This is a genomic window from Meinhardsimonia xiamenensis, from assembly GCF_900102905.1.
Classification (GTDB): Bacteria; Pseudomonadota; Alphaproteobacteria; order Rhodobacterales; family Rhodobacteraceae; genus Meinhardsimonia; species Meinhardsimonia xiamenensis.
Genome location: NZ_FNFV01000005.1, coordinates 101,758 through 121,560 on the forward strand (window position 1 = coordinate 101,758; position 19,803 = coordinate 121,560).

The window sequence follows — 19,803 nt, forward strand, 5'->3', positions numbered from 1 at the left end:
GGGCGGCAGCCCCCTTGCCCCGCTCAGCCGCCTGCGCGGGCGCGCAGCGCCTCGGTTGCCGCCTGATCGACCTCCGGCGGCGCGCCCCTCACGATTACGCCGAAGAGCCGGGCCGCCTCCTCCACCGTGTAGCGCCCGAGCGCCACGTCGCGTGCCACCGCCGCCGGATCGCGCGTGAGCGGGTCGCCATAGCCGCCGCCGCCGGGCGTCTTCACCCGCACCCGGTCGCCGGGCGAGAGCGGGATGTCCTGCGCCTTCGACAGATGCTCGGGCACATGCGCCACGCCGCCCTGCCAGACGGTCACCTCGTTCACCGCCCCGTCGAGCCCGCCGAGCACGCCCTGCGGGCCGAAACGGCCGTGATCCATCACGAAGCTCGCCTGCGCCGTCCCGCGCCGCAGTTCCACCTCGTAATCCACCCCGAAGCCGCCGCGGTGCCGCCCGGCCCCGCCCGAGCCCTCGCGCAGCGCGTAGCGGCGGTAGAGGACGGGAAAGCGCGCCTCCATGATCTCGATCGGCGGCGCCTTGGAGATGCCGATGGTCGAGCAGCCGTTGGTCAGCCCGTCATGGTCGGCATTGCCGCCGTAGCCGCCGCCGGAGAGCTGGTACATCACATAGTCCTGCCCGCGCGCGGGGTCGTGCCCGCCGAGGGCGAAATTGCCCGAGGTGCCGGCAGGCGCGGCGGTGACCCTGCCGGGGATGGCCTTGACGAGCGCGGCAAAGACCGCCTCGGCGATGCGCTGGCTCACCTCCGCCGCGCAGCCCGAGACGGGGCGGGGATAGCGCGCATCGAGAAACGTGCCCTCGATCCCCGCCACATGCAGGGGCTGAAAGGCGCCCGCCGAGATCGGCACCTCGGGGAAGATGTGCCGCATGGCGAGATAGACCGACGAGAGCGTCGTTGCGCGCACCGAGTTCATCGGCCCCCGGCAGGGCGGGGCGGAGCCGGTGAAGTCGAAGTGCAGATCCTCCCCGCGCCGCTCCACGGCGAGGCGGATGGCCAAGGGCTCGTTCACCACCCCGTCGCTGTCCACCCATGCCACGCCCTCGAAGCGCCCCGTGGGGATTTCCGCGATCGCCGCGCGCATCTGGCGCGCCGCGCGCGCCTTGAGCTCGGCGATGGCCGCGGCCACCGTCTCGTCGCCATAGCGGTCCATCAGCGCATGAAGCCGCGCCTCGCCCACGTGAAGCGCGGCGGCCTGGGCGCGCACGTCGCCGATGCGCTGTTCGGGGATGCGGATGTTGGAGCAGATGATCGCGTAGATTTCGCCATCCATCTCGCCGCGCTTGAAGAGCTTGACGGGCGGCAGGCGCAGCCCCTCCTGCTCCACCGCCGTGGCCGAGGCCGAAAATCCCCCCGGCACCGCGCCGCCCATGTCGGGCCAGTGGCCGGTGTTCGACAGCCACGCAAAGAGCCGCCCCTGCCGGAAGAAGGGCTTGGCAAAACGCACATCCATCAGATGCGTGCCGCCGAGGTAGGGGTCGTTGACGATGTAGATGTCCTCCGGCTCGGGCGGGGCGGTCAGGCCCTTGCGGATGCGCTCGATGAGAATGCGCGTCGATTCCTGCATCGTGCCGACGAAGACGGGCAGGCCCCCCACACCTTGCGCGATCAGCGCGCCGTCCTCGGCGGCATAGATGCCGTCGGAGCGGTCATTGGCCTCTGCGATCACCGGCGAGAAGGCAGCGCGGGAGAAGGCCAGATCCATCTCGTCGCAAACCTGCGCAAGCCCCGCCTGAATGACCGACAGCGTGATCGGGTCGAGCGCGCCCTTCATGCCGCGCCTCCGATCCCGATGACGAGATTGCCCATCGCGTCGCTCCGCGCCCGGTCGCCGGGGGCGAGCAGAATCGTCGTGTCCATCTGCTCGATCACCGCAGGCCCGGTGATTTCCGCCGCAAGCGGCAGACGCTCGCGGCGAAAGACGGGCGTGTCGCGCCACGCGCCCTCGAAATGCACCGGCCGCGTGCCGGTCTGCGCCTCCCTGAGCGTTGCCGCGCGGCCGGCGGGGTCGATGAGGGTGGAAAGGTCGAGCGGCGGGCGCGCCCCGATAACCGAGGTGTTGACGTTGACGACATGGGCGCGGATCTCGGGCAGGCGCACGCGGAAGCGCTCGAAATAGACCTCGTCAAAGCGCGCGCGCAGCGCCTCGGGCCTGATGGCGGGGTCATCGACCGGCACGCGCAGAAGATGCGTCTGGCCCGAGAACTGCATCTCCACCGAGCGCACATGCCGGATGCCGGTGAGCGCCACGCGCTCTGCCGCCAGAAGCCGCTCGCCCTCGGCCGCCTGCGCGGCGAAGACCTCGGCGAGCGCGCCGGGGGCGAGCGCGTCAAGGGGCGTGTTCAGCGTCTGCACGAAGTCGTGGCGCAGATCGGCCACCACGCAGCCGATGGCGTTGGTGATGCCCGGCCGGCCCGGCACCAGCACGCGCGGCAGGCCAAGTTCGCGGGCAAGCGCGCAGGCATGCAGCGGCCCCGCGCCGCCGAAGGCGAAGAGAGCGAAGTCGCGCGGATCGGCGCCGAGCGAGAGCGAGACCATGCGGATCGCCCCGGCCATGCGCATGTTGGCAATGCAGATCACGGCGGCGGCGGCCTCCACGGCGTCAAGCCCGAGCGGGGCGCCGAGGGTCTCGGCGAAGATGGCGCGCACCTCCTCCACATCCACCCCGCCTTCCACCGGCAGGCTGGCGGGGTCGAGCCGGCCGAGGAGGAGGTTTGCGTCCGAGATCGTCGGCGCGCGCCCGCCCCGGCCGTAGCAGATGGGGCCGGGGTCGGCGCCGGCGCTCTCCGGGCCCACCTCGAGAAGGCCTGCGGCATTGACCCGCGCGATCGAGCCGCCGCCCGCGCCGATGGTGCGCACATCAACCATCGGCACATGGATGGGCATGGCGTATTCGAGCTCGATCTCGCTCGAGACGGCAGGCTCGGCGCCGCGCACCAGCGCCACATCGGTGGAGGTGCCGCCCATGTCATAGGTGATGAGATCGGGGATGCCGGCGATGCGCCCCGTGTAGGCTGCGGCCATCACGCCCGAGGCCGGGCCCGACATCACCGTCTTCGCGGCCTCGCGCGCCACGGCGCGGCCCGAGACCATGCCGCCATTGCCGTTCATCACCAGAAGCTCGCCGCCGTAGCCGCCGCGTGCGAGCTCGTCGCGGAGCCGGGCGATGTAGCGCTCCAGAATCGGCTGAACGGCGGCGTTGACGGCCGCCGTCACCCCGCGCTCGAACTCGCGGCTTTCGCTCAGAAGCTCATGGCCAAGCGTGATGTGGCCGTTGGGCCAGAGCCGCCCGATGATCTCGCCCGCCCGCCGCTCATGGGCGGGGTTGGTGTAGGCGTGCAGGAAATGCACCACGACCGACTCGCAGCCCCTCTCGAGAAGCGCGCGCGCCGCAGCTTCCACCGCCGCTTCGTCGAGCGGGACCAGCACGTTGCCCTCGGCATCCATCCGCTCGGGCACCTCGAGGCGCAGATCGCGGGGAATGACCGGCTCGAAGCTGCCGGTCATCCCGTAGGGCTGCGGGCGGGTGCGCCGGCCGAGCTCGAGGATGTCGCGGAAGCCCTCGGTGGTGATGAGCCCGGTGCGGGCAAGCTTGCGCTCGAGCACCGCGTTCGTGGTGGTGGTGGTGCCATGCACGATCAGATCGACGGCGGAAAGATCGACCCCCGCGGCGGCGAGCGCGTCCATCACGCCGAAGGCCTGATTCTCGGGCGTCGAGGGCACCTTGGCGAGCCGCACCGCGCCGGTTGACGTGTCAAGCTCGAGAAGATCGGTGAAGGTGCCGCCCACATCGACGCCCACCACCTTGCCCCCCGATCGCTCCATTGCCCGGTGCTCCCGCTTCGCCCGGGGTTGAGCCTTCGCGCGACGCGGCGTTTTGTCAATGCGGCGGGGGCCTGTGCGCGGCCGAAGCGCGGCGCTATCCTTGCCCCCATGCGCCCGCTTGCCGCCATCGCGCCCGCCCTCTTCGCCGCGCTCTGCGTGCTTGCGCCTCAGACCGCGCGCGCCCATGCCACCGAACAGGGCTTCGTGCTCCTGTTGCCGACGGAGCTCTACACGGCGGCGGGCACGGCGGCGGTGGCGCTGACGGTGCTCTTGGTGGCCTTCCTGCCCGCGCGCGCCGCGCGCAGCCCCTTCCGCCCGCTTGCGCTGTGGCGGGTGCGCCCCATGCCGGGGCGGGGGCTCGTCAATGCCGCCGCGACGCTCCTCTTGCTTGCGCTCATTGCGGCGGGCTGGTGGGGGCCGCGCGACCCCCTCGAGAACCCGCTCACGCTTGGCGTCTGGACGGTGTGGTGGGTGGCGCTCGTCACGCTTCAGGGGGTTCTTGGCGACATCTGGCGATGGCTGAACCCCTTTGCGCTTCCCGCCGCGCTGGCCGCGCGGCTGGGGAGCGGGGCGCGCCGCCCCTGGCCGCGGGCCCTGGGCCGCTGGCCCGGCGTGGTGGTGTTCGTGGCCTTCGCCGGATTTCTCATGGCCGATCCCGCCCCGGCCGACCCTGCGCGGCTGGCGCTGGCGGCGGCGGGGTATTTCGCGGCGGTGATGCTCGGCGCCTTCCTCTTCGGGCCGCGCTTCGTGCTCTCGGCGGAAGGCATTGCGCTGGCGATGCGCGCCTATGGGCGGATGGGAATCTTCGGCCGCCACCGGGGCAGGGTGGCGCTCGGGCTGTGGGGCTGGAAGATCGCCGGCGCGCGCGCGCCCGGCCTGTCACTGGCGGTGCTGCCCCTCGTACTCCTCGCCTGCGGCAGTTTCGACGGGCTCAACGAGACCTTCTGGTGGCTCGCACAGCTCGGGATCAACCCGCTCGAGTTTCCCGGCCGCTCGGCGGTGATCTGGCAGAATCTGGTGGGGCTCTCCCTGATGAACCTTGCGCTGCCGCTTGCCTTTGCGCTGACCATCGGCGGGGGGCTCTGGCTGGCCGGCCGGCCAGTCGGGTGGGGGCAGGCTTTCCGCCTCTTGGCGCCGTCGGTGCTGCCGATCGCGCTTGGCTACCATGTCGCCCATTACCTCACGAGCTTTCTCGTCGAGGGCCAGTATGTGCTGGGCGTGTTGAGCGACCCCTTCCACCTTGGCTGGGATCTGCTGGGGCTCGGGCATCACCACGTGACGACCGGTTTCTTCAACACCCGCGACACGGTGCGCCTGATCTTTCTCACCCAGGCCGGGGCGATCGTGCTTGGCCATGTGCTCGCGGTGCTGCTCGCCCACGCGCTGGCGGTGCGCCTTTTCGGCTCGAGCCCGCGCGCCGCCCTCGCCCAGGCGCCGCTTGCCGCCTTCATGGTGGGCTACACGCTCTTCGGCCTTTGGCTTCTGGCATCCCCGCGCGGGCTGTGACCGCGCGCCCGCTGGACAAGCGGGCAGCGTCGGGCGCAGGATAGGGCGCGTGAACAAGCTGCCTCCAAGGGGGAACTCGCCATGACCGACAAGACCGACAGGAAACTTCTGACCCGCCGGGGCGCGCTGAAGACGGTTGCCGCCGGCGGCGCAGCCGCGGCGAGCCTGCCGCTCTGGGCGCGGTTCACCGAGGCGCAGACATCGGCGCCGATCCGCATCGGCTTTCAGCAGCACGTCACCGGGATCGGCGCGGCCTACGGCCGCTGGTACGGCCGCACCACCGAGGCGGCGGCAAAGCTCATCAACGAGATGGGGGGCATCAACGGCCGGCCGGTGGAGATCGTCGCCGAGGATGACGGCACCGACCCCAAGCGGGGTGCCGAAGTGGTGGAGAAATTCGCCAATCAGCACAAGGTGGATGTGGTCTTCGGCACGCTGTTTTCCCATGTGGTGATGGGCTCGGCGCCGCGCGCGGGCGAGTTGAAGATGCCCTATTACGTGGTCTCCGAGGGCCATCACGTGGCCTCGGGCGCGCTCAACCGCTACACGCTCCAGCCCGGCATCACCGATGTGAAGAGCCAGGTGCGGGCGATGGCGCCCTTCGTTCTCGGCAATCTCGGCAAGAAAGTCACCATGATCTTTCCCGACTACGCCTTCGGCCACGATCACCGCGACTTCTTCACCGAGGCGGTGCGCGAGGGCGGCGGCGAAGTGGTGGCGCACATCGCCATCCCGCCCACCGAGACGAGCTTCACGCGCTACTTCCCCAAGATCCCGCGCGAGACGGAGGTGCTCTATCACGTCATGGTGGGGCCCGCGGTGCTGACCTTCGTCAAGGAACTTGGCGAGTTCTTCGGGCCGAGCCGCCCGGAGATGTTCGGCTTCATCGACAGCCTCGAGGCGGTGGACATCGCGAGCCCCGGTCTCGAGTTCCTGGAAGGCACCTATTTCTGGGAAGGCAACCCGCGCTACGCCCAGCCTGACCAGTCGCCCTACGACAGGTTCTTCCGCGAGCGCGTCGGGGTGGACGAGAACGGCGCCTCGGTGACCGACCCGCGCGATGTCTCGACCTATTCGCACATGTTCGGCTGCTGGGAGACGCTGTTTGTCATCAAGCAGGCGATGGAGGCTTGCGGCTATCGCGGCCCGCAGGATCGCCCCGCGCTCATCGAGGCGACCGAGGCGATCACCGAGATGCCCCATTCCAACGAGCACCCGCAGGGGCCGAAGATATTCAACGGCAGGACCCATCAGGTCTTCGGCGTGCAATACATCAGCCGCGTCGAGGACAGGCGGCTGAACGTCAAGCACGTCGCCCCGATCGAGGATGGGCTCTATCCCGACGAGGTCGATTACACGACCCAGCCGCTGTGAGGGGAACGCGCCGCCCCACATGGGGCGGCGCGTGCCTTCGGCGAGGGTATTTGCCCCAAGGTGATGAACAGACCCGGCAGCCCCCGGAGACCCCGGGCTGCGGCGCGCCGTTCCCGGGCGCGATGGTGCCGGTAACGGTGCCGGCGCCGTGGCCTGACGTCAGCCGCCGGTGTGGCTCATGTGCCGGCTCACCTGGCCGCGCACCCTCTGGCGCGAATAGTCGAAGTCATGCCCCTTGGGCTTGCGCATGATCGCGCGCCGGATTGCCGCTTCGAGAGCGGAATCGTCATCGGGGTGGTCACGCAGGGGCTTGCGCAGGTCGGCGCGATCCTCCTGGCCGAGGCACATGTAGAGCTCGCCGGTGCAGGTCATGCGCACGCGGTTGCAGCTCTCGCAGAAATTGTGCGTGAGCGGGGTGATGAAGCCGATCTTCTGGCCGGTCTCCTCCACCCGCACATAGCGCGCGGGCCCGCCGGTGCTCTCTGCCAGATCGGTGAGGCGGTAGCGCTCCTCAAGCCGCGCGCGCAGGTCGGTGAGCGCCCAGTACTGGCCGATTCGCTCCTGCTCCTCCATCTCGCCCATGGGCATCACCTCGATGAAGGTGAGATCCATGCCGCGGCTGGCGCACCATTCGGTAAGGGTGAAGAGCTCGTCCTCGTTGAAGCCCTTCAGCGCCACGGTGTTGATCTTGATCTTCAGCCCCGCCTCCTGGGCTGCGTCGATCCCTTCAAGCACCTGGTTGAGGCGGCCCCAGCGGGTGACGCGGGCGAACTTCTCGGCATCGAGCGTATCGAGCGAGACATTCACCCGCCGCACGCCCGCAGAGGCAAGCTCGCCCGCGAAACGCTTCAGCTGCGAGCCGTTGGTGGTGAGTGTCAGCTCGTCGAGCGCGCCCGAGGCAAGGTGGCGCGACATGGCATGGAAGAAGGTCATGATGCCCTTGCGCACCAGCGGCTCGCCGCCGGTGACGCGCAGCTTCCTGACCCCGAGCCGGATGAAGGCCGAGCACATGCGGTCAAGCTCCTCGAGCGTGAGAAGCTCGCGCTTGGGCAGGAAGGTCATGTTCTCGGCCATGCAGTAGACGCAGCGGAAATCGCAGCGGTCCGTGACCGAGACGCGCAGGTAGCTGATGGGCCGGTTGAACGGGTCGATGAGCGGTGCTTCCATGCGCCGGAGCATAGGAGCGCCGGGGACGCTCGGCAAGCGCATCGCCCGTTGCAGCAACGGCCGTTGCGTCCTAGGCTCGGGCCATGATGAGGCGTGCTGCTTTTCTGTTTGCCCTGGCGCTTGTCCCCTCCGGCTGCGGGTTGCAGGACATGCGGTTTCTCGACCGTTTCAACCGTGGCGCGGCCGACGAGACACAGGCTTCGGGGGAGACGGGGACGGAAGCGGAAGCGGGGGCGCCGCTCTCGGCGCTGAGCACGGCGCCGCCACCTCCCGCCGGTGCCGCCACGGCCGAGGCGTTCGACACCACCCTGCCGGAGGAACGCGAGGCGGCGGTGCGAGCGGCGCAGGAGATGAGCGGCGAGCGGCTTCTGGGCGAAACCGTCACCTCACTGGGCGATCCCACGATCCCGGGTTTCTGGATGGAGACGCCGCTTGTGAGCGAAGCCAGGCAGGGCAGGGTGGAAAATCCCCTCACCGGCAAGAGCGTCACGGTGGAGCTGAGGCCTTCGGGTGGGGCGCCCGGCTCGGGAAGCCGGCTGTCGCTGGCCGCCTTCCGCCTTCTCGGCGCCGATCTCAGAAGCCTCGTCACCCTCAAGGTCTATGCGCTCTGAGCCCATGCAGCGCCGCCTTCTCGACGCCTGGTCCGACATCCGCAACATGCAGGCGGGATTCCGCTGGCAGATCCCCGACCGGCTCAACATCGCGCATGTCTGTTGCGAGGCCTGGGCGGCAGCCGCGCCCGAGCGCACGGCGATCGTCCATGTCAGTGAAGACGGCCGCCGCGAGCTGTGGAGCTACGGGCGGCTGAAGGCGGTCTCCGATGCGCTGGCGCTCTCGCTTGCCGCACGCGGGGTGGGCCGGGGCGACCGGGTGGCGGTGCTGCTTGCACAATGCCCCGAGGTGTTGGCCGCACACATGGCGATCCACAAGCTCGGCGGGGTGGTGCTGCCGCTCTTCACCCTCTTCGGGCCCGAGGCGCTGGCCTTCCGTCTGGCTGATTCGGCCGCCCGCGCCGCCATCACCGACGCCGCGGGGGTGGAGAAGCTGATGGCGCTGCGCCCCGAGCTGCCCGAGCTTGCCGAGATCTACTCGATCGACCCCGCGCCCGCACCCATCCGCCACCTTGCCGATGAAATCGCCGCCGCCCATGGCGCCCCGCCGCCCGCGGACACCGCGGCCGAAGACCCGGCGGTGCTCATCTACACCTCCGGCACCACCGGCCCGCCGAAGGGCGCGCTGCATGCGCATCGCTTCATGATCGGCCACTGGCCCTCGATCGAGACGACCCACCCGCGCTTCGCCTCTCCCGGCGATGTCGGCTGGACGCCCGCCGACTGGGCCTGGGTCGGCGGGCTGATGGACATGGCCATTCCCTGCCTTGCCTATGGCGTGCCGCTCGTCGCGCACCGGATGCGCAAGTTCGACCCCGAGGCCGCCTTCGCGCTGATCGCGCGGGAGGGCATCAACCGGCTGTTCCTGCCGCCCACGGCGCTCAAGCTCATGCGCCAGGCGCCCGCGCAACAGCGGCTCTCGGTGCGCTCGATCACCTCGGGTGGCGAGAGCCTCGGCGCGGCGCTCTCGGAATGGGCTGAAGGCACGCTCGGCGCGCCCGTCAACGAGATCTACGGCCAGACCGAGTGCAACCTCGTCATCGGCTCCTGCCACGGGCTGATGGAGGTGCGCGAGGGCTCGATGGGCCTTGCCACCCCCGGCCACGAGGTCGCGGTCATCGACCCGGAGGGACGCGCGCTGCCGCCGGGCGAGATCGGCGAGATCGCCGTGCGCGCGCCCGATCCGGTTATGTTCCTTGGCTACTGGAACAAGCCGGAGAAGACGGCAGAAAAGTTCACCGGCAGCTGGATGCGCACCGGCGATCTCGCCCGGCGCGACGAAGACGGCTATTTCTGGTTCGTCTCGCGCGACGATGACGTCATCACCTCGGCCGGATACCGCATCGGCCCGAGCGAGATCGAGAACTGCCTCACCGGCCACGCCGATGTGGTCAATGCCGCGGTCATCGGGGTGCCCGACCCCGTCCGCACCGAAATCGTCAAGGCCTATGTCGTCCTTCGCCCTGGCGCCGCCTGGTCGGAGGCGCTTGCCGAAGAGCTGAAAGCACGGGTGCGCGCGCGCATCAGCCCCCACGTTGCGCCGCGCCTGATCGAACCCATCGACAGCCTGCCGATGACCGCGACCGGCAAGGTGATGCGCCGCGCGCTGCGCGAGAGAGCCACCTGAGCCGTCTTCGATCCTGCTTCCGGGCGTGCGTCGGTGCGCCCCCCTGCGCGGTCTACCGGTGACCTCAGCCAAGCCGCCGCGCCGCCTCGCGCCGGGCGAACGGCCGCATCCGCGCGCCATGCGCGTCAAGAAACCGGCGCACCCGCGCCGCGTCGCGCCGGGAGAGATCGCGCAGCCAGGAGGCCACCACCTTGTGAATGAACCAGTCCCGGTCATCGAGCAGCGCCGCGGCCCAGCCAAGCACGCGCTCGCGCACCGCGAGGTCGCGCGCCTTGGGGTGATTCATCCGCGCCCAGGGCAGCGTCATCACCAGCGCCGCGCGCCGGCTCCACATGTGCGCCCGATGCGTCCAGCCCTCGACCTCGTCGATGCGCGCAGGGTCGGCCACAAGGCGCTTCTGGCCGGCGATGCAGGCATGGTCGGCAATGGCCCAGGCGTCGAAGCTCTCCACCCACGAGGCGATCAGCGCCCAGGCGCCGTCGTCGGGGCGCATCCGCGCCTGGGTCAGAAGCCTTGCCGCGAGAATGCGCGCCTCGTGAATGTCCGTCTCCCACAGCGCCCGGGCAAGCGCGACGCGCTCGGGCGCGGGCAGGGTGCGGCGCAGGGGGCGCGCCAGCGCCTCGATGGCGGGATTCGCAACGCCAAGATAGCGCCGCGGCGCCTTGTGATAGGCCGCCATCGCCGCCGCCCGGTCGGGCTGGCCCAGATCCTTCAGCGCCGCAAGGAGCGCGGCGGCATCGGCCGGCGGGTCTCCAGCAGTGTCACTCAACGGTCACCGATTTCGCCAGATTGCGCGGCTGGTCCACATCGGTGCCCTTGGCCACGGCGGTGTGGTAGGCCAGAAGCTGCACCGGCACCGCATAGAGGATCGGCGCAAGGAGCGGCTCGACGGCCGGCATGGCAAGCTGCGCCCAGCTTCCCTCGGCGGCCTCGTCGATGCCGCGCTGGTCGCTGACGAGCAGCACCTGGCCGTGCCGTGCCATCACCTCCTGCATGTTGGAGACGGTCTTCGGAAACAGCCCGTCGCGCGGGGCGAGCACCACCACCGGCACCGACTTGTCGATCAGCGCGATGGGGCCGTGCTTGAGTTCTCCCGCCGCGTAACCTTCGGCGTGGATGTAGCTGATTTCCTTGAGTTTCAGCGCACCTTCCAGCGCGATCGGATAGATCGCGCCGCGCCCCAGATAGAGCACGTCGCGCGCCTCCGCGAGCCGCTCGGCGAGCGCGGCGATGCGCCCGTCGAGATCGAGCGCGCGCGCCACCAGCCCCGGCAGGCTGGCAAGCGCCCGGAGATGCCCGGCAAGCTCGCCCTCGTCGATCCTGCCCCGGTCGAGCGCGGCCTGAAGCGCAAGGCAGGCCAGCACCGCGAGCTGGCAGGTGAAGGCCTTGGTCGAGGCGACGCCGATCTCGGGCCCGGCGAGGATCGGCAGGGCAAGGTCGGATTCGCGGGCGATCGAGCTTTCGGGCACATTGACCACCGAAAGGATGTGCTCGGCCCGTCCCTGGCAGAAGCGCAGCGCGGCCAGCGTGTCGGCGGTCTCGCCGGACTGGCTGACGAAGAGCGCCGCGGTGCCGGCGGTGATCGGCGGCTCGCGGTAGCGGAACTCCGAGGCGATATCGACGTCCACGGGCAGGCCGGCGAGCTGCTCGAACCAGTATTTCGCCACCATGCAGGCATAGAAGGCGGTGCCGCAGGCAACGAGGCTCAGCCGGTCGACGCGGGCGAAATCGGGCGTGGCCTCGGGCAGGGCAAGGCCGCGGCCGTCTTCGGTGAGATAGTGACGGATGACATTGCCAAGCACGGTCGGCTGCTCGGCGATCTCCTTCATCATGAAATGGCGGTAGCCGCCCTTCTCGACCCGCGCCGCGTCGATCTCCACCACCCGCACGGGGCGGTTCGCCCGCCGTCCCTCGGCATCGTAGATTTCCACCGAATGGCGGGTCAGCACCGCCCAGTCGCCCTCCTCCAGATAGGTCAGCTCGCGGGTCAGGGGCCCAAGGGCGATGGCGTCCGAACCCACGAACACCTCGCCATCCCCATGCCCGATGGCGAGCGGCGAGCCGCGGCGGGCGACGATCATCAGATCAGGCTCGCCCTCGAAGAGGAAGGCGAGCGCAAAGGCGCCCTCAAGGCGCGCGATGGTCTGCTCGGCGGCGTCGCGGGGGGCGAGGCCTTGGTCGAGGAAGCTCTCGCACAGCACCGCCACCGTCTCGGTGTCGGTCTCGGTGCCGAAGGCATAGCCCTTCGCCTCGAGCGCGGCGCGCAGCTCCTTGAAATTCTCGATGATGCCGTTGTGCACCACCGCCACGCGCCCGGCCTGGTGGGGATGCGCGTTGGTCTCGGTGGCAGCGCCATGGGTGGCCCAGCGGGTGTGGCCGATGCCCGAGGTGCCGGTCAGCGGCTCGTGCACGAGCCGGTCGGAGAGATTGACGAGCTTGCCCACCGCGCGCCGCCGGTCGAGCCGGCCGGAGGCATCGACCGTGGCGATGCCGGCGCTGTCATAGCCGCGGTATTCGAGCCGCTTGAGCGCCTCGACGATGATCGGCGCCGCCTCGTGCCGGCCCAGAACCCCGACGATCCCGCACATCCCTCACCCCTCCTGTTCCGCCTTGCGCGCCTTGATCTGCCGCAGCCGCGCCATCAGTCGGCGCGCAAGCCCCGGCTTGACCTCTTGCCGCGCCCTCGCGATGGCAAGCGCGCCCTCGGGCACGTCCTCGGTGATCACCGATCCCGAGGCGGTCATCGCCTCCGCGCCCACCTTGACCGGCGCGACCAGCATGGTGTCCGAGCCGATGAAGGCGCGCGCGCCGATCTCGGTGCGGTGCTTCATCACCCCGTCATAGTTGCAGGTGATCGTGCCCGCGCCGATGTTCGCCGCCTCGCCCACCGCCGCATCGCCGATGTAGCTGAGATGGTTGACCTTGGCGCCGGGGCCGATCTCGGCCGCCTTGACCTCGACGAAATTGCCCACCTTCGCGCCTTCCCCGATCTCGGCGCCGGGCCGCAGCCGGGCGAAGGGGCCGATCACCGCCCCGTCGCTCACATGGCAGCCCTCCAGATGGCTGAAGGCGCGGATCTGCGCGCCCGTCTCCACCGTCACGCCGGGGCCGAAGACGACGTTGGGTTCGACCACCACGTCGCGCCCGATCACCGTGTCGAAGGAGAAGAACACCGTCTCGGGGGCGACGAGCGTGACGCCGTCCTCCAACGCCTCGGCGCGGCGGCGGCGCTGAAACACCGCCTCGGCGCGGGCAAGCTCGGCGCGGGAATTGACGCCGAGCGTCTCCTCCTCGTCGCAGCGCACGACGGTTGCGGTGAGCCCGCGCGCCCGCGCGATGGCCACGATGTCGGTGAGGTAGTATTCGCCGGCGGCGTTGTCGTTGCCCACCTCCTCGATGAGCGAGAACAGCGTCGGCGCATCGGCCATCACCACGCCAGAGTTGCACAGGGTGATCCGAAGCTCCTCGGGCGAGGCATCCTTGGCCTCGACGATGCGCTCGAGCGCGTCGCCCTCCACCACCAGCCGGCCGTAGCGGCCCGGCTCGGCGGCCTCGAAGCCCAGCACCACCAGATCGGCGCGCCCGCGCGCCGCGCGCATCGCCTCGAGCGTCTCGGGACGCACGAGCGGCGTGTCGCCGTAGAGCACCAGCGCGTCGCCCGCGAAACCCTCGAGAAGCGGCCGCGCCTGGGCCACCGCATGCGCGGTGCCGAGCTGCTGTTCCTGAACGGCCACCTCGATTGCGGGGTCGATCTCCTGCGCAAGCGCTCTCACCGCCTCCGCGCCGTGCCCGGCCACCACCACCACGCGGGCGGGCTCGAGCGCCCGGCCCGCGGCCAGCGCATGGGCGAGGAGCGGCGCTCCGGCAAGCTCGTGCAGAACCTTGGGTTTTTCGGATTTCATCCGCGTGCCGAGGCCGGCGGCCAGCACGATCAGCGAAAGCGCCATGGGCAATACCATCGTCAATTCCGCCTCAGGGTATTGCCCATCGCCCGGCACTCTGCAAGGGGAGGGGAGCGGGCGGCATCTTCCCGCCGACAGGAGGCGCGATGCGGACGGTGATCTTCGATCTTGACGGCACGCTTGCCGATACAAGCGGCGATCTCATCGCCGCGGCCAACGCCCGCTTCGAGGCGCTGGGGCTTGGCCGGCCGCTCGACCCGGTGGCCGATGCCGCCACCGCCTTCCGGGGTGGGCGGGCGATGCTGCGGCTCGGTTTTCAGCGCGTCCTCGGCCGGGTGGACGAGGCAAGGGTCGATGCCGAATACGCGCCCTTCCTTGCCGCCTATGCCGAAGCGCTCGACACCCACAGTCGCCTCTACCCCGGCGCGGCGGCTGCGCTCGAGGCGCTCGCGGGCGAGGGCTGCCGTCTGGGCGTGTGCACCAACAAGCCCGAGGCGCTGGCCGAGGAGCTTCTTTGCCGCCTCGGCGTGCGGGGCCTCTTCGCTTCGCTCATCGGCGCGGACACGCTCGAGGTGCGCAAGCCCCACCCCCGGCCGCTGCTCGAGGCGATTGCGCGGGCCGGCGGCGAGCGGGCGCGGGCGGTGCTCATCGGCGATACGGAGACCGACCGCGCCACCGCCGCGGCGGCGGGCGTTCCGGCCGTGCTCGTCACATTCGGTCCCGAAGGCGAGGCGGTGAAGGCGCTGGCCCCCGAGGCGCTCCTGCGCTCATACGGCGAGCTTCCCGCGGTGGTCGCGCGCCTCATCGGCCCTGCCGCCACTTCGGAGCGGGACGCGCAAATTGGTTCGGATATCTGACCGATTTCTTGCGGCTGGCCGAAAACGGGGCTAGTTTGCCCGCCGGTCCGGGGCGGCGTGTCCGAACCGCGGCCGCAACGAGGATATCTCGGCAAGACATTCAGTGAGGGACGGCGATGAGCGCGCGCGTTGAGAAATTCGGTCTGCAGGTGGATGCGGGGCTTGCCGCGTTCCTGGAGGAGGAGGCGCTGCCGGGCACCGGCGTGACGGCGGAGGCGTTCTGGAAGGGGCTTTCCGAGCTTGCCCATGAGTTCGGCCCGAGAAATCGCGCCCTTCTCGAGACGCGCGAGAAGCTGCAGGCGGCGATCGATGCCTGGCATGTGGAGCGCCGCGGCCAGCCGCATGACCCCGAGGCCTACGTGGCGTTCTTGCGCGAGATCGGCTATCTGGTGGAGGAGGGTCCCGATTTCGAGATCGACACCGACCGCATCGACCCGGAGATCGCCGAAATCCCAGGCCCCCAGCTTGTGGTGCCGATCACCAACGCCCGCTACGCGCTCAATGCCGCGAACGCGCGCTGGGGCTCACTCTATGACGCGCTCTACGGCACCGATGCTCTGGGCGATGCGCCCAAGCCCGGCCCCTACGACCCCGAGCGCGGCGCGCGGGTCATCGCCTGGGGCCGCGCCTTCCTCGACGAGGCGGTGCCGCTCGCCGAGGGCAGCCACGCCGACGTGGAGGCCTACCGGGTCGAGAACGGCCGGCTCGTGCCGGCCCTGCGCGATCCGGCCAAGTTGGCAGGCTACACCGGCGATCCGGCGAATCCGTCTTCGGTGCTTCTGAAGAACAATCACCTGCATATCGAGATCGTCATCGACCCCGACCACCCCGTCGGGCGCACCGACAAGGCAGGCGTGGCCGACATCCGCCTCGAGGCGGCCGTCTCGGCGATCATGGACTGCGAGGACTCGGTCGCCGCGGTCGATGCCGAGGACAAGACGCTGTGCTACCGCAACTGGCTTGGGCTGATGAAGGGCGACCTGACCGCCTCCTTCGAGAAGGGCGGCAGGACCATGACCCGCGCCATGGCGCCCGACCGCGCATTCACCGCGCCCGATGGCACGCCCTTCACGCTCAAGGGCCGCTCGCTGATGCTGGTGCGCAACGTCGGGCACCTGATGACCAACCCGGCCATCCTCACCCGTGACGGCGAGGAGATCTTCGAGGGGCTGATGGACGCGATGTTCACCACCCTCATCGCGATCCACGACCTCAAGGGCAACGGCGCGTTCCGGAACTCGGCCGCGGGCTCGATCTACGTGGTCAAGCCCAAGATGCACGGGCCTGCCGAGGTGGCCTTTGCCGACGAGGTCTTCTCCCACGTGGAGCGCGCGCTCGGGCTTGAGCCCTACACGGTGAAGCTCGGCATCATGGATGAGGAGCGGCGCACCTCCGCCAACCTCAAGGAATGCATCCGCGCCGCGAAGCACCGCGTGGCCTTCATCAACACCGGCTTCCTCGACCGCACCGGCGACGAGATCCACACCTCGATGGAAGCGGGGCCGATGATCCCCAAGGGCGAGATGAAGCACGCCACCTGGCTCAAGGCCTATGAGGATCGCAACGTCGACATCGGGCTTGCCTGCGGGCTCGCGGGCCGGGCGCAGATCGGCAAGGGCATGTGGGCCGCGCCCGACCTCATGGCGGCGATGCTGAAGGAAAAGATCGCCCACCCGCAGGCCGGAGCCAACTGCGCCTGGGTGCCTTCACCGACGGCGGCGACGCTGCATGCGACGCACTACCACAAGGTCGATGTCTTCGCCCGTCAGCGCGAGATCGCCGCGGGCGGCCCGCGCGCGAGCCTGCGCGCGCTTCTGACCATCCCGGTGATGGAGGGGCGCAACCTCGGCGAGGACGAGGTGATGCGCGAGATCGACAACAACGCGCAGGGCATTCTCGGCTATGTGGTGCGCTGGATCGATCAGGGCATCGGCTGTTCGAAGGTGCCCGACATCAACGACATCGGGCTGATGGAAGACCGCGCCACCTGCCGCATCTCGAGCCAGGCCATCGCCAACTGGCTGCACCACGGGCTTGTGGAACGCGAGAAGGTGATGGAGGCGATGAAGCGCATGGCGCAGGTGGTGGACCGGCAGAACGCGGGCGATCCGAACTACACGCCGATGGCGCCGTCCTACGATGGTGAAGCCTTCAAGGCCGCCTGCGCGCTGGTCTTCGAGGGGCGGGTGCAGCCCTCGGGCTACACCGAGCCGATCCTCCACCGCTACCGGCTCATGCGCAAGGCGCGCGGCTGAGGCGCGCGGCATGAAACAGGCAAGCGGCCCGTGCCATTCGGCGCGGGCCGTCCTGCTTCAGCAGGCCCCGCATCCGGCAGTGAGTCCGGCGGACCCGCTCCCCAGACAAGGTTCTTGCATCGACGTCAGCCCGTTCGCCGAACGGCGGCGGACGAGAAGGACATGAACCGCGCCGGGTTGGCCTGAGGGCGGCACCGCGCCTTGTGCCGCGGCGGGGCGGCGCCGGTCAGGCGAGGCCGCGCTCGCGGTCTGTCGCCACGGGCACGTGGCGCAGCCAGTCCGCATAGTCCCCGGTCGTGGCGCGGCGATGCAGCTCGCGCAGCGCGCACAGAGGGTCGTCGGGATGGAAATCGATGCGCAGGGTAAGCGGCGGCCGGTTCCGGCTCAGGACGAGGAGCGCCGCAGATTGCAACCCGCGATGGTCGCCACCCGCTTCCGCGGCCGCCTCGAGCGCCGCGAGCAGCCGCTCGTCGAGCGGGCCTGCGGTGGCGCGGAACCCGTCCACCAGCGCGGCCAGAACGCCCTCGTCGCTCAGCATGTTGCCGGCGGCAACGCCTCCGTCAAACAGCACGTGCCCCTTGGCATCGCCGTTTCGCGCGCCGGTGAAGGCGGCGCCTTCTCCTCCTTCGGAGAGCGCCGAGAGCTGCCGCCATTCGCGGCCGCGATCGCTGCCGACGACCCTGTCGAGTGCCGCCTGCGCAGACATGCCCTCGCGCAGCAGCGTCAACACATCCTCGCCCCAGAACGTGGATGGCGCCGCGCCCTGGCTGGCGGACATGCCCGCCCCCAGAGCGCCCCTCAGCACCCAGCCGCCCACGCACAGGCTTCCCGTGGCCGCCGCACCGCCGATGGCTCCCGTCTGCGCGTCGCGGGCGAGAATGGAAAAGGTCATCGCACACCTCCGTGCGCGAAGAATTATCATGATAAATTGACCGGCGCAATTTATCATGATAATTTGCACGCATCATGGATGGGCAGCGTCCGCGACCAGGCGCCCATGCCGAAAGATGCCAGACAGGGAGACCGTGACCGATGACCTTTCGCCATCCGACTCGCCGGGGCTTTCTCGCCTCGACCATGAGCAGCCTGGCCGCCCTTGCCGCGGCCGGGGCCATGCCGCGCCGGGCTCGTGCCGCCACGCCGCCGGGGGTTCTGGTGGTGGGGCAGATCGCCGAGCCAAAGGCGCTCGACCCTGCGGCGGTCACGGCGGTCAACGACTTCCGCATTCTCGTGAACCTCTACGAGGGCCTGACCCGCTACAAGCCGGGCACGCTCGAGGTGGCGCCTGGGCTGGCCACCGACTGGACGATCAGCGACGACGGCACGGTCTACACCTTCACCCTGCGCGAGGGCGTGCGCTTTCATGACGGTACGCCCTTCGACGCCGAGGCGGTGAAGTTCAACTTCGATCGCATGCTCGACGAGAGCCATCCCTACCACGACACCGGCCCGTTTCCGCTGGCGTTCTTCTTCGGATCGGTTGCCAAGACCGAGGCGCTCGATCCGCGCACGGTGCGATTCACGCTGAACGAGCCCTACGCGCCCTTCCTGTCGAACCTCGCCTATCCCACGGGGCTCATCGTCTCGCCCGAGGCGGTGAAGCGGCACGGCAAGGAGTTCGGCCGCAACCCGGTGGGCACCGGACCCTTCCGCTTCGTCGAGTGGCGCTCCAACGAGGCGGTGGTGATCGAGCGCAACCCCGATTACTGGGGCGAGAAGGCCGGCACCGAGGCGGTGATCTTCCGCCCGATCACCGACGCGAACACCCGCGTTGCCGAGATGCTGGCCGGCGGCATCGACCTGATGGTGGAGGTGCCGCCCACCTCACTGGCGCAGTTCCGCGGCGGAGGCTTCTCGATCGTCGAGCAGGCCGGCCCGCACCTGTGGTTCCTGATCCTCAACTGCAAGGAGGGCCCCTTCGCCGACAAGCGGGTGCGCCAGGCGGCCAATTACGCCATCAACAAGGAAGCGATCGTGAACGACGTGCTCGAGGGCACGGCCACGGTGGCCGCCGGACCCATTCCGCCGGCCTTCAACTGGGCCTACAACGACGCGCTCGAGCCCTATCCCTACGACCCCGACAAGGCCCGCGCGCTGATCGAAGAAGCCGGCGCGGCCGGCGCGAAGCTCGTCTTCTACGTCACCGAGGGCGGTTCGGGCATGCTCGATCCGGTGCCGATGGGCACCGCCATTCAGGCCGATCTCGAGGCGGTCGGCTTTGATGTCGAGATCAAGACCTTCGAATGGAACACCTTCCTCGGACAGGTGAACCCCGGCCTCGAGGGCAAGGCCGACATGGCCGAAATGGCCTGGATGACCAACGATCCCGACACGCTTCCCTACCTGGCCTTGCGCACCGAGGCCTGGCCCGACAAGGGCGGCTTCAACTCGGGCTACTACTCGAACCCGAAGGTGGACGAGCTGCTGGAGAAGGCGCGCACCTCCACCGATCAGGCCGAGCGCGCGCGCCTCTACAAGGAGATGCAGGTCATCGTGCATGATGATGCGCCCTGGGTCTTCGTCGCCAACTGGAAGCAGAACGCCGTCACCAGCGACCGGGTGAAGAACTTCCGGCTCGAGCCGTCCTTCCTTCTGCACCTTGCATCGGTGGTGAAGGAGTGACAGCGACGCAGTGACGCGACCGCCGCCGGCCCGCGCGGTCGGAGGCGGTCGCT

General features: G+C 69.8%; 14 protein-coding genes. 7 read left to right on the top strand and 7 right to left on the bottom strand.

What is annotated here, in order from left to right; translation table 11 throughout:
- Positions 1 to 23: 23 nt before the first annotated feature.
- Positions 24 to 1,778 (bottom strand): hydantoinase B/oxoprolinase family protein, encoded by a 1,755-nt coding sequence (locus BLQ14_RS11400; protein WP_092500696.1) that lies wholly within the window; start codon positions 1,776 to 1,778, stop codon positions 24 to 26.
- Positions 1,775 to 3,829, bottom strand: a complete 2,055-nt coding sequence (locus tag BLQ14_RS11405) for a hydantoinase/oxoprolinase family protein (protein WP_092500697.1) — start codon at positions 3,827 to 3,829, stop codon at positions 1,775 to 1,777. The genes BLQ14_RS11400 and BLQ14_RS11405 overlap by 4 nt, the downstream gene beginning before the upstream one ends.
- Before the next feature lie 108 nt (positions 3,830 to 3,937).
- On the opposite strand from BLQ14_RS11405, the gene BLQ14_RS11410 reads away from it, so the two are divergent.
- A complete protein-coding gene (locus BLQ14_RS11410) occupies positions 3,938 to 5,335 on the top strand; it encodes a hypothetical protein (protein WP_245657090.1) in 1,398 nt (465 codons plus the stop codon).
- Positions 5,336 to 5,416: 81 nt separating this feature from the next.
- The gene (locus BLQ14_RS11415; protein ID WP_092500698.1) at positions 5,417 to 6,709 is read left to right on the top strand and encodes an ABC transporter substrate-binding protein; all 1,293 of its coding nucleotides are present in this window, start codon (positions 5,417 to 5,419) and stop codon (positions 6,707 to 6,709) included.
- 159 nt (positions 6,710 to 6,868) lie between these two features.
- On the opposite strand, the gene moaA is transcribed toward BLQ14_RS11415, so the two are convergent.
- The gene (gene moaA, locus BLQ14_RS11420) at positions 6,869 to 7,876 is read right to left on the bottom strand and encodes a GTP 3',8-cyclase MoaA (RefSeq protein ID WP_092500883.1); all 1,008 of its coding nucleotides are present in this window, start codon (positions 7,874 to 7,876) and stop codon (positions 6,869 to 6,871) included.
- Between the two features lie 86 nt (positions 7,877 to 7,962).
- Here moaA and BLQ14_RS11425 point away from each other — a divergent pair, with 86 nt between their 5' ends.
- Both BLQ14_RS11425 and BLQ14_RS11430 read left to right on the top strand, forming a co-directional pair.
- Positions 7,963 to 8,487: a hypothetical protein gene (locus BLQ14_RS11425; protein WP_245657091.1), complete on the top strand. Its 525-nt coding sequence runs from the start codon at positions 7,963 to 7,965 to the stop codon at positions 8,485 to 8,487.
- A 4-nt stretch (positions 8,488 to 8,491) separates the two neighbouring features.
- Positions 8,492 to 10,114, top strand: a complete 1,623-nt coding sequence (locus BLQ14_RS11430; protein WP_092500699.1) for an AMP-binding protein — start codon at positions 8,492 to 8,494, stop codon at positions 10,112 to 10,114.
- A 64-nt stretch (positions 10,115 to 10,178) separates the two neighbouring features.
- Here the strand turns inward: BLQ14_RS11430 and BLQ14_RS11435 are convergent, their stop codons facing one another.
- From BLQ14_RS11435 to glmU, 3 genes are read right to left on the bottom strand one after another with little or no spacing between them, the layout of a single operon-like run.
- Entirely contained in the window at positions 10,179 to 10,883 is a 705-nt protein-coding gene (locus tag BLQ14_RS11435; protein ID WP_425412105.1) for a DNA alkylation repair protein, read from the bottom strand.
- On the bottom strand, positions 10,876 to 12,702 hold the full coding sequence (glmS, locus tag BLQ14_RS11440; protein WP_092500700.1) for a glutamine--fructose-6-phosphate transaminase (isomerizing): 1,827 nt from the start codon (positions 12,700 to 12,702) through the stop codon (positions 10,876 to 10,878). Before glmS ends, BLQ14_RS11435 begins: the two co-directional genes overlap by 8 nt.
- Positions 12,703 to 12,705: 3 nt before the next feature.
- On the bottom strand, positions 12,706 to 14,061 hold the full coding sequence (gene glmU, locus BLQ14_RS11445; protein WP_092500701.1) for a bifunctional UDP-N-acetylglucosamine diphosphorylase/glucosamine-1-phosphate N-acetyltransferase GlmU: 1,356 nt from the start codon (positions 14,059 to 14,061) through the stop codon (positions 12,706 to 12,708).
- 101 nt (positions 14,062 to 14,162) lie between these two features.
- Here glmU and BLQ14_RS11450 point away from each other — a divergent pair, with 101 nt between their 5' ends.
- Both BLQ14_RS11450 and BLQ14_RS11455 read left to right on the top strand, forming a co-directional pair.
- Positions 14,163 to 14,873 carry an HAD family hydrolase gene (locus tag BLQ14_RS11450; protein WP_092500702.1) on the top strand — a complete coding sequence of 237 codons (711 nt, stop codon included), beginning with the start codon at positions 14,163 to 14,165 and terminating at the stop codon, positions 14,871 to 14,873.
- A gap of 116 nt (positions 14,874 to 14,989) precedes the next feature.
- The gene (locus BLQ14_RS11455) at positions 14,990 to 17,128 is read left to right on the top strand and encodes a malate synthase G (protein WP_092500703.1); all 2,139 of its coding nucleotides are present in this window, start codon (positions 14,990 to 14,992) and stop codon (positions 17,126 to 17,128) included.
- 226 nt (positions 17,129 to 17,354) lie between these two features.
- Here BLQ14_RS11455 and BLQ14_RS11460 read toward each other — a convergent pair whose 3' ends face one another.
- On the bottom strand, positions 17,355 to 18,020 hold the full coding sequence (locus BLQ14_RS11460) for a DUF1028 domain-containing protein (protein WP_092500704.1): 666 nt from the start codon (positions 18,018 to 18,020) through the stop codon (positions 17,355 to 17,357).
- Between the two features lie 140 nt (positions 18,021 to 18,160).
- On the opposite strand from BLQ14_RS11460, the gene BLQ14_RS11465 reads away from it, so the two are divergent.
- Positions 18,161 to 19,750, top strand: a complete 1,590-nt coding sequence (locus tag BLQ14_RS11465) for an ABC transporter substrate-binding protein (RefSeq protein WP_092500705.1) — start codon at positions 18,161 to 18,163, stop codon at positions 19,748 to 19,750.
- The last annotated feature ends 53 nt before the right edge of the window (positions 19,751 to 19,803 follow it).